Origin of the sequence: Microvirga sp. 2MCAF38 (assembly GCF_052115485.1) — a bacterium.
GTDB lineage: Bacteria > Pseudomonadota > Alphaproteobacteria > Rhizobiales > Beijerinckiaceae > Microvirga.
Genome location: NZ_JBFRGU010000003.1, coordinates 178,895 through 193,323 on the forward strand (window position 1 = coordinate 178,895; position 14,429 = coordinate 193,323).

Sequence of the window (14,429 nt, forward strand, 5' to 3'; positions counted from 1 at the left end):
CTCCTCCTTTGACGACTACCCGAATCGCTCTTCGCGCTATGATCGTTCGGGTCCGTCTCGTCCCTCCCGCGGAGGGCGGCGCTCAGTCACCCCTCCGCTCGCAAAAAGACTCCCCCGCTTCCTTGGGACAGGCTTGACGGTCGGCTTCTTCGCCGCCGTCGCCTTTGTCGGCCTGTGGCAGGGCGGGCATATGAACGATTTCATCGCCAAGTATGGCGAGCCTCACCATGCTGTCGGTCGCATGGTCGGCTTGAGCCTGGAGACGGTGACGATCTCCGGCATTTCGCAAATCCGCGAAAACGAGGTTCTGGCGGCGGCGGGGCTGAATGGCAAAATCTCGCTCGCTTTCCTCGATGTGAACGACGTTCGCGAGCGTCTCGAGCGTGTGCCGCTCATCCAATCGGCCTCCGTTCGCAAACTTTATCCGAACGAGCTGGCGATCACCCTCACGGAGCGCGAGCCTTACGCGATCTGGCAGCTCAACGGCGAATTGTTCATCACGTCCGCCGACGGCACCGTGATCGATCTGATGCAGGATGCGCGCTTCGCCGATCTGCCGCTCGTCGTCGGCGACTTGGCGAATACCCATACGAAGGAATATCTGGCGCTCCTCGATGCCGCCGGTCCTTTGAAGGGGCGTATTCGTGCCGGAACGCTGGTTTCCGGACGGCGCTGGACGTTGAAAATGGACAATGGCCTGGATGTGCGCCTGCCGGAAGTGGGCGCGCAGGAGGCCGTCGCGCGGCTCGTGAAGCTCGACCGCGAACAGAAAATTCTCGACAAGGATGTGCTGGCCATCGATCTGCGGATGCCTGACCGGGTGGTCGTGCGTCTGACGGAAGAGGCCGCCTCGGCGCGGACGGAAGCCATGAAGAAGAAGCCGGTGCGCGGCAAGGGGATCGATACATGAATCGCTCGAATCATGGCTTGACCCCGCGCATGAAGCCGCTCGCCGCTCGCAAGAGCGCGATCATGTCCGTGCTGGATGTCGGCACGAGCAAGGTCGTTTGCGTGGTGGCCGAATTGCAGCCGGCCCATGAGGTCGAGGCGATGCGCGGCCGCACCCATGTCGCCCGCATTCTCGGCATCGGACATCAGCGTTCTGTCGGTCTGAAAGGCGGCGTCGTCGTCGATCTCGAGGCTGCCGAGGGCGCAATCAGACAGGCGGTTCACGCCGCCGAACGGATGGCGAAGGTCGAGATCCAGTCGGTCATCGTCAATCTCACGGGCGGTCGTCTCGGCTCCGAACATTTCGAAGCGCATGTTCCCGTGCGCGGCGCGGTCAGCTCGCACGACGTTCATCGCGTGCTCGATGCGGCGAGCAGTCACGACATGCGTCGGGGCAGGGCGGTTTTGCACGCTTTGCCGACGGGCTTCTCCCTCGACAACCAACATCACATCGTCGATCCCGCCGGCATGATCGGCGAAAAGCTCGGTGTCGATCTTCACGTTCTGACATCGGAAGCGGCTGCTGCACGCAACCTGATGCTCGCCGTCGAGCGCTGCCATCTCGGTGTGGAAGCCGTGATCGCAACGCCTTATGCCTCCGGCCTTTCAGTTCTCGTCGATGACGAGGCGGAGATGGGATGCGCGGTGGTCGATATGGGCGGCGGCACGACGAGCGTCGGCGTGTTCGCGAATGGGCATCTGGTTCACTCCGATGCCATCGCGGTCGGCGGCCATCATGTCACGATGGATATCGCACGCGGGCTCACCACGCGGGTCTCCGCGGCTGAGCGTCTCAAGACGCTTTACGGCTCCGCCATTTCATCGAGCGCGGACGATCGCGACATGATCGCGGTTCCGCAAGTCGATGAAGATGAGCGCGATGTGCCCAACCACATGCCGAAATCGCATCTCGTGCGGATCATCAAGCCGCGCGTCGAAGAAATTCTCGAATTGGCGCGTGATCGGTTGAAGAATGCGGGCTTTGCGGCGCAGGCCGGAAGGCGCGTTGTGCTGACAGGCGGCGCGAGTCAGCTCGTCGGCTTGCCGGAAACGGCTCGGCGTATTCTCCAGGGCCAGGTTCGTGTCGGGCGTCCGCTCGGCATCAAGGGGCTGCCGGAAGCCGCGAAGGGTCCCGCCTTCTCGGCTGTCGTCGGTCTGCTGGTTTATCCGCAGGTGGCGCATATCGAATATTTCGAGCCGCAATCGAGCGGCTTCTTTCAAGGTACGGGAACCGACGGCTACATGTCTCGCGTAGGCCGCTGGTTTCGCGACAGTTTTTAACGAGTAAAGCGGTAGCGCGGCGGCTACCGTCATGAGTTCAAGTCAACCAAGGGAAGCGTCGGCCACACGCTTTCGGTAATAGGCCAAAGAGGCAATAGGTCATGGCAATCAATCTGCAAGCTCCGGATATCCGGGAACTCAAGCCGCACATCACGGTTTTCGGCGTCGGTGGCGCCGGCGGAAATGCCGTGAACAACATGATCGAATCCGGTCTGGAAGGTGTCGAGTTCGTCGTGTCGAACACCGACGCACAGGCTCTGGCCTCATCCAAGGCACAGCGCGTGATCCAGATGGGTCTTCAAGTCACCGAAGGTCTCGGCGCCGGTTCGCAGCCGGAAGTCGGCCGCGCGGCCGCTGAGGAAGTCATCGACGAAATTCGCGACCAGCTCTCCGGTTCGCACATGGTGTTCATCACCGCCGGCATGGGCGGCGGCACCGGTACTGGCGCCGCTCCGGTCGTGGCCCGCGCCGCGCGCGAACTCGGCATCCTGACGGTAGGCGTCGTCACGAAGCCGTTCCAGTTCGAAGGCGTGCGACGCATGCGGCTTGCCGAAGCCGGTATCACTGAGCTTCAGCAGTCGGTCGACACACTGATCGTCATTCCGAACCAAAATCTCTTCCGTGTCGCCACCGAGAAGACGACCTTCGCGGACGCCTTCGCCATGGCGGATCAGGTGCTCTATTCGGGTGTCGCCTGCATCACCGACCTCATGGTCAAGGAAGGCCTCATCAACCTCGATTTCGCCGACGTCCGCTCCGTCATGCGCGGCATGGGCAAGGCGATGATGGGCACGGGCGAGGCCTCCGGCGAAAGCCGTGCCATCCGTGCGGCCGAAGCCGCCATCGCCAATCCGCTCCTCGACGAAGTGTCGATGAAGGGCGCTCGCGGCCTGCTGATCTCGATCACGGGCGGCAACGATCTCACCCTCTACGAGCTCGATGAGGCCGCGACCCGCATTCGCGAGGAAGTGGACCAGGACGCCAACATTATACTCGGCGCGACCTTTGACGAGAGCCTGGAAGGCATCATCCGCGTGTCGGTGGTGGCGACGGGCATCGACCAGTCGATGATCAGCGAGACCGGAGATCTTTCCTCGACCGAGCTGCGGATCGCGGAAGTCGCCGAGCGTCTCCGCGCCGAGGCGCGGGCTCGTGCCGTGCATACGCAAGCCGTCCCTACCTTTCGAGCCGCCCCCATCGAACCAGTAAAGGCCGCAGCGCCTCAACCCGCTCCGGTCGTGGAACCGGCGCCGGTTCAAATGGGGGTTCCCGTTCAGGCCGTTCCTGCTCCGCAGCTCGAAATGCCCCGTATGGAGTTCGCTCCCCAACCGATGGTGCGCGACGATATCGTGCTGACCCCGGCTCAGCCGAAGCAGGCAATGGCTTATGAAGCTCCCGCTGTGCAGGAGCCGGTCTATCAGGACGAGCCGCTCCCGGCTTCCTTCATCCCGCCGCAGGCCGAGCGCGCCATTCGCCCGACCCGCATGCCGCGAATCGACGAACTGCCGATGCCGGCGCAGAACCAGATTCGCGTCAGCCGTGGGGAAGAGATCGCCCACGATACGCGTCGCCCGTCGCTCCTGCAGCGCCTCGCGACGGTCGGGTTCGGCCGCAAGGAAGAGCCGCATCACGCTCCCGTCGAGCCGACGATGCAGCGTCAGCCGGAAGCCCCGCGCGCGCCGGTTTCCCCGGTTCACGCGGAATACGCCAAGCGTCCGGTTCCGCAGGGCTACCGCCCGACCCAAGGGAACCTCGATGCGCAGGCCCGGATGGCTCCGGCTTCGCGCAACAACGAGGACGATCAACTGGAGATTCCGGCCTTCCTTCGCCGTCAGGCGAACTGATAGGACGTGATTCTGTCGTCATGAAATCCCCGGCTCGCAAGGGCCGGGGATTTTCGTTTGAAAACTGCTTTGATATCAATTGTTTACGAAAATTTCATTTTGTTACAGAACGTAAGAAAGCGTGATTTGGCCTTGGCCGTGAGCGGGACTAATGTGCCGCCAGTCGAAGAGAAGAACGCGGTTTTCGTGATTCTTACTCGAAACAGCCTGGTGCTCCGGGGGATCTTTTCGATCCTGTGAGTCTAGGGACAAGGTCAAAAAGAAGATGAAGCAAAGCCAGCAAACCACGCTTCGGGCGGCCGTGTCACTCTCCGGTGTGGGAGTGCACTCGGGGGATGAAGTCAAGATCGTCCTTCACCCCGCAGAAGCGAATCATGGCGTTGCATTTCTTCGCACGGGCCTCGCTGGCGGCCTGGATCGCGTCATTGACGCTCGTCACCTGGCCGTCACCGCAACCGAGCTTTGCACCGTCATCGGCGACCGCGAGAGTGGGGCCGTGGCGACAATCGAACATTTGATGGCCGCGTTCGCCGGCATGGGCGTGGACAACGTCCTCGTCGAGATCGATGGTCCCGAAGTTCCGATTTTGGATGGCAGCTCCGCGCCGTTCATCGATGCGATCGATCAGGTCGGTCTCGTGTCTCTCAGCGCCAGCCGTCGTTACATCAAGGTTCTCAAGCCCGTTCGCGTGACGCTGGGCAAGGGCTTTGCCGAACTCCATCCCAACGATCGCGGCTTCAAGCTCGACGTGGAAATCGATTTCCCGACCCCGATCATCGGACGTCAGCGCAAGATCATCGATCTGTCGCCGAGCGTGTTCCGCCGTGAAATTTCCCGCGCCCGTACCTTCGGTTTCATGCGCGACGTGGAGAAGCTCTGGAGCGCGGGTTTCGCGCTTGGCGCTTCCCTCGAGAACACAGTCGCCCTCGGCGAGGACGGCGTGATCAATCCCGAAGGCTTGCGTTACGCGGATGAGTTCGTGCGTCACAAGATTCTTGACGCCGTGGGCGATCTGTCGCTCAGCGGATTGCCGCTCATGGGGGCCTACAAGTCTTATTGTGGTGGCCATCGCCTGAATTTCATGGTGCTCGAGGCTCTCTTCTCGAACCGGGCGAATTACGCCATCGTCGATGGCGCGCCGCGCCGCGAAACCGGTTATGCCGAGATCGGGAACAACATCGCTGTTCCTGCCTTCGCTCAGGAAATCCACTGAGCGGTCTAGTCCCTCAATCAAGTCAAACCATGGCTTTGCGGGCCTTCTGGCGCGTAAGTTTGTGTGCCTTGTCACCAGCTACCTACGGTAAAGTGTCAGGAAGGGTTGGCGCTTTGCTCGGGCTTGGGTTAAAGAGCACATAAGTGCGCCATGGAATGATTGGCACAGGTTTTTCGGAGGACCGCGAAGCATGTCTTTCGCGAAAGCTTATTTAACAGTCAAAAGCGCAGCGTTTCGTGCGCTGATCGTTGGCGCGTGTGGATTTGCGGTCGCGGGGTGCGATACGCTGTCTTCTATCAATCCGTTCGATCGCAGTGAGAAATATAAGCCTGAGATCGTGGCTGATATTCCCAGCGAGGAGCTTTATAACGACGGCCTCGCCCGGATTCAGAACAAAGATTACACAGGCGCGGCAAAGAAGTTCAGCAACCTCGAAAAGCAGAACCCGCAATCGGAATGGTCGCGCAAGGCGTTGATCATGACGACTTACGCCAATTATGAAGGCGGTCTCTACGACGACGCCGCGGTGTCGGCGAAGCGCTATCTGCAGCAATATCCTTCGACGGCGGACTCGGCCTACGCCCAGTATCTCCTGGCGATGTCCTACTACAACCAGATTCCGGACATCACCCGCGACCAGGAATCCTCTGAGCGCGCCTTGGTGACGCTCCAGGATCTCGTGGACCGTTACCCGACCTCGGAATACTCCAAGGACGCTAAGCAGAAGATCCAGATTGCGCGCGACCAGTTGGCCGGCAAGGAAGTCGAGATCGGTCGCTTCTACTTGCAGAAGCGCAATTATTCCGGTGCGATCAACCGCTTCCGCAGCGTGGTCTCCCGCTATCAGACCACCCGCCACGTGGAAGAGGCTCTGCAGCGTCTCACGGAGGCCTATATGGCCATGGGCATCGTCGCGGAGGCGCAGACCGCCGCGGCCGTTCTCGGCCACAATTTCCCGGACAGCACCTGGTACAAGGATGCCTTCAACCTGCTCGCCAAGGGCGGCGTCGAGCCGCGTGAGGATTCCGAGTCGTGGATCTCGAAGGCGTTCCGTGGCGTGCCGCAAGTTGGTCAGAAAACCGGTTAAGCCTCATTTTCCATGCTAATCCAGCTGGCGATTCGCGACATTGTCCTGATCGACAAGCTCGAGCTTCACTTTCATGGGGGCCTCAGCGTCCTCACGGGTGAAACCGGAGCCGGCAAATCCATTTTGCTCGACGCTTTCGCCTTGGCCCTCGGGGGCCGCGGCGATGGCGGCCTTGTACGGCATGGGGAGGCTCAAGGGCAGATTACCGCAGTCTTCGACTGCCCTGGGAATCATCCCGCCCGCCGCATTGCTGCCGAAGCGGATATCGACACCGACGGTGATCTGATCCTTCGGCGCGTTCAGGTGGCGGACGGGCGTACGCGCGCCTTCATCAACGACCAGCCGGTCAGCGTGCAGGTGCTCAAGGCCGTTGGTGCGACGCTTGTCGAGATTCATGGCCAACACGACGATCGGGCACTGGTCGATCCCGTGACGCACCGCACGATCCTCGACGCTTTCGGCAACCTCGGTGCGGAAGCGCGCGCTGTCACCGAGGCCGCGCGCCATGTCCGCGAGGCGCGGGCGAATTTGCAGGAGCATCGAGCCCGCGTCGAGAAGGCGCGCCGCGAAGCGGATTTTCTCCGCCATGCGGTGGAGGAACTGACCAAGCTCAACCCCAAGACCGGCGAGGAAGCGGCTTTGGCCGAGCGTCGCGCCGTCATGATGCAATCGGAAAAGGTCGCGCAGGATCTCAACGACGCGTTCGACGCCGTCGGCGGAGCATCCTCTCCCGTGCCCGTGCTCTCTGCCGCCGTGCGGAAATTGGAGCGCCGCAGCGCGCAGGCGCCGCAGCTTGTCGAGCCCAGCGTGAAGGCGCTCGACGCGGCCCTTCTTGCCATCGACGAGGCACGGAGCGCGCTTGAAGAGGCGATCCGCGCCACAGAGTTCGACCCGCGCGAATTGGAGCAGACCGAGGAGCGCCTGTTCTCCCTTCGCGCTGCCGCCCGCAAGTTCGATTGTCCGGCGGACGATCTGGCGGCCCGTCGTCAGCGCTTTGTCGAGGATGTGGCGGCGATTGATGCCGGAGAAGAACAACTGGCGGGCCTCGAAAAGGCCCAGGCTCAGGCTGAGCAGGTCTATGTGAAAGCGGCCGCGACCCTCTCCAAGGGGCGGCGTAAGGCGGCTGAGGCGCTGGATGCAGCGGTTCTCAAGGAGTTGCCGCCGCTGAAGCTGGAACGCGCCCGTTTCATCACGGATGTCCAGACGGACGAAACGAGCCGCGATCCCGGTGGCTTCGATCGGGTCGAGTTCTGGGCGCAGACCAATCCCGGCACGCGCCCCGGACCTCTCATGAAGGTCGCCTCCGGTGGCGAACTATCCCGGTTCATGCTGGCGCTCAAGGTCGTCCTTGCCGATAGGGGCTCCGCGCCGACCCTCGTTTTCGACGAAATCGATACCGGCGTCGGCGGTGCTGTGGCGGATGCGATCGGCCAACGTCTGGCCCGCCTGGCGCGGGGCGTGCAGGTCATGGCCGTGACTCACGCGCCGCAGGTCGCCGCCCAGGCCTTCAATCATTTCCTCATTGCGAAGGAAGGCGTTTCCGGTTCCGAGCGGGTCGCAACGCGAGTGATGCCCCTCAAGGACGCACCGCGCCGCGAGGAGATTGCCCGCATGCTCGCGGGCGCTACAATTACAGAAGAGGCGCGCGCCGCCGCTGCTCGTCTGCTAGAAGCCGCAGTGCTTTAGAAATTTGCACTGAGACAAAATTATGCCGCGCGATCACGACTTTACACGCCAGGAAAAATTGAGTGCAGTTGCAGATGATTTTTTGCTTGCTCTGCCGAATGCCGAGAAATCGTTAATAACTTCTGCCATCGACAAGGCCGACCTTGGCGATATGCTTTTCGAGTTTTTTCATAAGCCTCTAGAGGGGCTATCATATGAGAAGAAGAAATCCGTAGTACAGAATTTTGATCGCCATATACTGTCCCATTTTGAGGGCATAGCGAAGCGATTGATTGACGTCATAAATGAAGCTGACAGAAGATACTATATTGAAGACGCGCCAATTCTATCAGACTCCGAATATGATATATTGCGCCGCGCCGCTGTTATTCTTCGACGGAACAGATCTGATTTAAGGTCTCTTTTAGCTGATATAAAAAATGTTGGCGCCAAACCCTCGGAAAAATTCGGTAAGATTCTTCACCGTGTTCCGATGCTGTCGCTCGCTAACGCTTTTACGGATGGCGACGTAAAGGACTTTGCCGAACGTATTCGCCGCTTTCTCCAATTCAAATCTGAAACGCCACTTGTCTTTACTTCCGAGCCGAAGATCGACGGTCTTTCACTGAGTTTGCGTTACGAGTACGGCAAGCTTGTAAGCGCTGCTACGCGCGGTGATCGTTATGTTGGCGAGGATGTCACCGCCAATGCGCGCACGGTGCACGACATCCCGCAACATCTCAAAGACGGGCATGTTCCCGACATTTGCGAGGTGAGGGGAGAGGTCTATCTCTCGCACGCGGATTTTGCCGCGATCAACGAGCGCCAGGAGGCTGCCGGAAAGCAGCCTTTCGCCAATCCGCGCAATGCAGCGGCGGGTAGCCTGCGCCAACTCGATCCCGCGATCACCGCCTCGCGTCCTCTGCGTTTCTTCGCCTACGCCTGGGGCGAGATGAGCGCCATGCCGGCGAGCACGCAACACGGCATGATCGACGCGTTCAGGTCGTTCGGGTTCAAGACCAACCCGCTGACGAAGCTCGTCTCTAGCGTGGAGGAGATGCTGGCGCATTATCACGCCATCGAGACCGACCGCGCCAATCTCGGCTACGATATCGATGGCGTCGTCTACAAGGTCGACGATCTCTTACTTCAGGAACGTCTCGGCTTCGTTTCCCGCTCGCCGCGCTGGGCGCTGGCGCACAAATTTCCTGCGCAACAGGCGGTGACTGTTCTCGAAGACATCGAGATCTTCGTCGGGCGCACGGGATCACTCAACCCGGTCGCGAAGCTGAAGCCGGTGACTGTCGGCGGCGTCGTCGTCTCCAATGCGACCTTGCACAATGAGGATTACATTCGCGGCATCGGCGGCGATGGCCAGCCGATCCGCAACGGTGTCGATATCCGCATCGGCGACACGGTCGTGGTCTTGCGCGCGGGCGACGTGATTCCGAAAGTGCTCGATGTCGTCCTCGACAAGCGGCCCGCGGATTCGAAGCCTTACGTCTTCCCCACGCGCTGTCCGGTCTGCGACAGCCATGCGGTGCGGGAGGTCAATCCGCGCACGGGCCGCGAGGATTCTGTACGCCGCTGCACCGGCGGCCTGATCTGCTCCGCCCAGGCGCGGGAGCGCTTGAAACATTTCGTCTCGCGCAACGCCTTCGACATCGAGGGCTTGGGGGGACAGCGTATCGAGGAGCTTTACGACGAAGGCCTGATCAAGGGACCGCAAGATATCTTCACGCTGGAAGCGCGTAATGCGCGCGGTCTTCAACGGCTGGAAAACCGCGAAGGCTGGGGTTCAACGAGCGTGAAGAATCTCTTCTCCGCCATCGAGGCGCGACGTTCGATCGATCTCAACCGCTTCATCTTCGCGCTCGGCATGCCGCATATCGGAGAGACGACGGCGCGCTTGCTGGCGCGCCATTTCGGCACCTTCGAGGCGTTGCGTGAAGCAGCCAAGGCGGCAGCCGATCACGATAGCGAGGCTTATGCGGAACTGACTTCCATCGGCGGCATCGGTGAGGTGGTCGCGGATGCCATCGTCGAGTTCTTCAAGGAAGGGCACAACGAGGACATGCTCGACGGGCTCTTGCGCGAGGTGAAGCCCGTTCCCATCGAGGCGGCGCAAACCGATACGCCTGTGGCGGGCAAGACGGTCGTCTTCACAGGCTCGCTCGAACAGATGACCCGCGAGGAGGCCAAGGCCATGGCTGAGCGCCTGGGTGCGAAGGTCGCAGGCTCGGTCTCCAAGAAAACGGATATCGTGGTCGCGGGGCCGGGCGCGGGCTCCAAGCTCGACAAGGCGCGGGAATTCGACGTGCAGATCATGGATGAGGACGGCTGGTTCGAGCTTGTCGGACGAAAGTAGTCGAGCCGGATTCCTGTCCAAGACGGCGCGAGAAAACCATGGCATAAACGCTCCATGACGATGATGACGCCTCAGGTTTCGCTCGATGCCGAATCGATTTCGGAGGGCGACGTCACGCATTTCTGGCGGGTGCCGCGTCACCACGGCCTCGATTGCCTGCGCGCGACCTTCCGTCGCCATTCATATGCGCGCCACACCCATGAAACCTATGCGGTTGCGGGGATTCTCGACGGGTGCGAGACGTTTTTCCATCGAGGCGAGCAGCATTATGCGGGCGCGGGCTCCATCGCCATCGTTTGCCCTGAAGAGGTGCATGATGGGGAGCCTCATGGGGGCGGCTTCGAATACCGGACCCTCTATCCTTCGGTCGCGCTGATGCGTGAAATCGCGGAGGACGTGGCCGGGCGTCCACTGTCGTCTGCGCCGTGGTTCCCACACTCCGTTGTTTCGGATCCCGAACTCCTGAGCGCCTTGACCCGCCTTCACACCAGCCTTTGCCATGACGATATCCGGACCTCCGAATTGGAGCAGGACACGCGTCTCGTCGATTTTCTGGCGCGGCTGATCGCCCGTTGGGCCGACCTCGATGCTCCGCTGCAAAGGCAGTTCGGAGCGAAGGGCATTGCCCGTGTTCGCGACTATATCGAGGCGCATCTCGGTGAGGAGACCGATCTCGCCAAGCTTGCAGGGTTGGCCGATTTATCACGCAGCCATTTCATTCGCGCATTCCGGAAAGAGACGGGGTTGGCGCCCCACGCCTATCTGCTCGACCGCCGCTTTCGTGCGGCGAGCCGTCTCTTGGAGCGGGGCGAGGCACCCATCGAGGTGGCGGCAGCTTGCGGCTTCTTTGACCAGAGTCACCTCAACCGCATCTTCAAAGCGCGCATGGGCGTGACGCCTGGAGTTTTCCGCGCGGCATGATGCCCTGATCCCGCTCGTCGAAGCGCTCCATGTTCCAATATGGCACTTTCGTCCAAGACGGCAGATATCGGGCTCGTCATAAGAGCGCCATGAGCACTCTCCTCGATAGAATAAACAACGCCAAGTCACTTCATTGGGATGAGGCGAAGGTTGGTTTCCGCGATATCGCGCCGGCCGCCATCGCTGCGGTGCCGATCGGCCTGCTGTTCGGAGCGGTGGCCGTGGGAAAAGGCCTATCGGCGACCGAGATCGGGCTCATGTCGGCGTTCGTTTTTGCTGGCGGTGCGCAATTCGCGGCCCTTGAGAGCTGGGTGCATCCTGCGCCGATCCTAGCGCTCGCGTTCTCTACCCTTCTCATCAACGTTCGCCATGTGCTCATGGGTGCATCGCTGTCGCCGAAGGTCGCTCTCACACGCGGACAAAAGCTCCGCGCTTTCTTCTTCATGACGGATGAGAGTTGGGCCCTGTCGGAACGACGCGCTATGAACCGGCCGGTGACAGGAGCCTATTGGGCTGCCATGGCCGGGGCTCTGTTTTTCAGTTGGCTCGGCTCGACAATCCTCGGCGCGGTGCTCGGTTCGTTCCTTGGTGCTCCGGAGCGCTTTGGGGCGGATTTTGCGTTCACCGCGCTTTTCATTGGCCTTGTTGCGGGCTTCGGCCAAAGCCGCGTCACGCTCGTGACGGTCGCCGTCAGCGCTGCAGTCGCGGCGCTCGTGCATCACTTCATCGGTGCACCCTGGCACGTGGCATCGGGCGCGCTTGCGGGCATCGCCGCCGCCTATTTCACCGCCAAGGAATCTTGAAACATGAGCATCGATCCCATCACCCTTGCGGCCATTGCCGCGATGGCGCTTGTGACTTACGCGACCCGCATCGCGGGCCTCTACGTGGCCGACAGGCTCGTGCTCACCGGGCGCGCAAAAGCGGCGTTCGATGCCATCCCGTCCGCCGTTCTCGTCGCGGTCATTGCGCCGACCGCGCTCACGACAGGATGGGCGGAGGCCGTGGCCGCCGCCATCACTGCGGTCGCCGCCTTACGCCTTCCGCTCTTGGGAACGGTGGCCGTCGGTGTGGTGTCGGTGGTGGTGCTCCGAAGCTTTCTCTGAAGCGTTTCTCGCGATCGTCATTCCGGGGCCGCGCAGCGGAGCCCGGAACCCAAACGCTAACGAGTCCGAAAGAGACGCTGCTCATCGCGTTTCATTTTAGAAATCGTTGACGGCTATGGGTTCTGGGTTCGCGCCGATGGCGCGCCCCGGAATGACGTAGGATTGCGCTTTAACCGATCGGACGCGTCGCGTTCTCCAACCAGGCTTTCGCTTCACCTTCCAGCCGCGGTGCGATCTTCTCGCGCACTTGCGCGTGGTAGTCGTTGAGCCACACGATTTCGTCCGCCGTCATGAGGGAAGTTTCGACGAGGCGCAGGTCGATGGGGCTGAAGGTCAGCGTCTCGAAGCCGAACATCTCCCGATCGCCGCCCGGAATGGTGCGCGGCTCGACGAGGATGAGATTCTCGATGCGGATGCCGTAAGCCCCGGTCTTGTAGAAGCCCGGCTCGTTGGAGAGCATCATGCCCGCTTCGAGAGGCGTATGGCCGACTTTGGCGATGCGCTGCGGGCCCTCGTGGACCGAGAGATAGCTGCCGATGCCGTGGCCGGTGCCGTGGTCGAAATCGAGACCGGCTTCCCAAAGCGGTTTGCGAGCGAAGGCGTCGATCTGCGCGCCGGTCGTGCCTTTCGGAAATACGGCGCGGGCGATGGCGATATGGCCTTGCAGGACGCGGGTGAAGCGATCCTTCATTTCCGCGGTCGGCTCGCCGACGATGATGGTGCGCGTGACATCGGTCGTGCCGTCCTCATATTGCGCGCCGGAATCGATGAGGAAAATCTGGTTCTTCTCGATGGGCAGGTTGCTCTCGCGCGACACACGATAATGCGGCAGGGCGGCATTGGGGCCGGCACCGGAGATGCTCGGGAACGAGACGTTCTTGAGAGCACCCGTGTCCACGCGAAAAGCTTCGAGCTTTTCGACCGCGTCGATCTCGGTGAGACCTCCTTTCGGAGCCTCGGCGTCGAGCCATGCGAGGAAGCGCGCCATGGCGACACCGTCGCGCAGATGAGCGGCATGGGAGCCTGCGATTTCGGCGCTGTTCTTGACCGCCTTCATCAGAGAAATCGGATCGGGCCCCACATCGACCGTGCCGCCCGCCGCTTCGATGCGCCGGATCAGAGCGACAGCGCCGGTCGCGGAATCGATCCTGACGGTTCCCCCTGACCGCCCGACCTTGTCGAGGCTGGTTTGGAACGCTGTCATATTGGAAAACTGTGCGAGATCGCCAACCGCCGCTCCGGCCTCGTTGGTGATCTTGGCCGGATCGAAGAAGAGATCCGCGCGGCCCTCCTTCGGAATGATCGCATAGCCGAGCGGCAGCGGGGTGTGCCCGACATCCGCGCCGCGAAGATTGAATGTCCAAGCGAGATTGTGCGGATCGGAAATGACGACGGCGTCGATCTTCTCTTCCGCCATCTTCTTTCGGATGCGCTTGAGTTTTGATTCTGCAGTTTCGCCGGCATAGTCGAGCGGATGCGGACGAACCGGCGCCTGTGGCGGCGCGGGACGGTCGATCCAGATCACATCGATCAGATTGATGTCGACCGGAGCAAGCTTGCCGCCCGCACGGGCGACAGCCTTTTCAAGACGCTTGAGTCCGTCGCTCGTGTGCAGCCACGGATCGTAGGCGAGCGTCGAACCCGCTGGCAGATTGTCGGCGATCCAGTCCTCGGCGGACTTGTCCGCGAGCTGAACCGGCGTGATGACCGAGGTGTCGACCTGCTCCGCCGCCTGGATCGTATAGCGTCCGTCGACGATGAGAGCGGCTTTGTCCTGGAGAATGATGGCCGTTCCCGCTGAGCCTGTGAAGCCTGTGAGCCAGGCGAGGCGGTCAGCATTCTTCGGCACGTATTCGCCCTGGTGCTCATCCGCCCGCGGCACGATGAAACCGGCAAATCCTCGCCTCGCCATTTCAGCGCGGAGCTTCGCGATGCGCTCTGGGCCTTGGGACGGAGAAGTGGAAGCATCGAAGGACTGAAACTGGGCCATGGGAGT

The 14,429-nt window shown here is 61.6% G+C and carries 11 protein-coding genes; 10 read left to right on the plus strand and 1 reads right to left on the minus strand.

What is annotated here, in order from left to right:
- Window positions 1-133 precede the first annotated feature (133 nt).
- The 10 genes from AB4072_RS07740 (at window position 134) to AB4072_RS07785 (ending at window position 12,433) form a co-directional block, all read left to right on the plus strand.
- On the plus strand, window positions 134-910 hold the full coding sequence (locus tag AB4072_RS07740; RefSeq protein ID WP_441966830.1) for a cell division protein FtsQ/DivIB: 777 nt from the start codon (window positions 134-136) through the stop codon (window positions 908-910).
- On the plus strand, window positions 907-2,229 hold the full coding sequence (gene ftsA / locus AB4072_RS07745) for a cell division protein FtsA (RefSeq protein WP_441966832.1): 1,323 nt from the start codon (window positions 907-909) through the stop codon (window positions 2,227-2,229). The genes AB4072_RS07740 and ftsA overlap by 4 nt, the downstream gene beginning before the upstream one ends.
- Window positions 2,230-2,330: 101 nt before the next feature.
- A complete protein-coding gene (gene ftsZ, locus AB4072_RS07750) occupies window positions 2,331-4,073 on the plus strand; it encodes a cell division protein FtsZ (RefSeq protein WP_441966833.1) in 1,743 nt (580 codons plus the stop codon).
- Window positions 4,074-4,338: 265 nt separating this feature from the next.
- Complete coding sequence (lpxC, locus tag AB4072_RS07755; RefSeq protein ID WP_441966835.1) at window positions 4,339-5,286, plus strand: UDP-3-O-acyl-N-acetylglucosamine deacetylase; 948 nt, start codon at window positions 4,339-4,341, stop codon at window positions 5,284-5,286.
- A gap of 190 nt (window positions 5,287-5,476) precedes the next feature.
- Window positions 5,477-6,373: an outer membrane protein assembly factor BamD gene (locus tag AB4072_RS07760; RefSeq protein ID WP_441966836.1), complete on the plus strand. Its 897-nt coding sequence runs from the start codon at window positions 5,477-5,479 to the stop codon at window positions 6,371-6,373.
- Between the two features lie 12 nt (window positions 6,374-6,385).
- Window positions 6,386-8,059, plus strand: a complete 1,674-nt coding sequence (gene recN / locus AB4072_RS07765) for a DNA repair protein RecN (protein WP_441966838.1) — start codon at window positions 6,386-6,388, stop codon at window positions 8,057-8,059.
- A gap of 151 nt (window positions 8,060-8,210) precedes the next feature.
- Window positions 8,211-10,406, plus strand: coding sequence for an NAD-dependent DNA ligase LigA (ligA, locus tag AB4072_RS07770; RefSeq protein ID WP_441967268.1), 2,196 nt, complete (start codon window positions 8,211-8,213; stop codon window positions 10,404-10,406).
- Window positions 10,407-10,460: 54 nt separating this feature from the next.
- Window positions 10,461-11,327 carry an AraC family ligand binding domain-containing protein gene (locus AB4072_RS07775; RefSeq protein WP_441966840.1) on the plus strand — a complete coding sequence of 289 codons (867 nt, stop codon included), beginning with the start codon at window positions 10,461-10,463 and terminating at the stop codon, window positions 11,325-11,327.
- Between the two features lie 89 nt (window positions 11,328-11,416).
- Window positions 11,417-12,130 (plus strand): AzlC family ABC transporter permease, encoded by a 714-nt coding sequence (locus AB4072_RS07780; RefSeq protein ID WP_441966842.1) that lies wholly within the window; start codon window positions 11,417-11,419, stop codon window positions 12,128-12,130.
- Between the two features lie 3 nt (window positions 12,131-12,133).
- Window positions 12,134-12,433: an AzlD family protein gene (locus AB4072_RS07785; protein ID WP_441966844.1), complete on the plus strand. Its 300-nt coding sequence runs from the start codon at window positions 12,134-12,136 to the stop codon at window positions 12,431-12,433.
- 169 nt (window positions 12,434-12,602) lie between these two features.
- Here AB4072_RS07785 and AB4072_RS07790 read toward each other — a convergent pair whose 3' ends face one another.
- Window positions 12,603-14,423 (minus strand): aminopeptidase P family protein, encoded by a 1,821-nt coding sequence (locus tag AB4072_RS07790; protein WP_441966845.1) that lies wholly within the window; start codon window positions 14,421-14,423, stop codon window positions 12,603-12,605.
- Window positions 14,424-14,429: the final 6 nt, after the last annotated feature.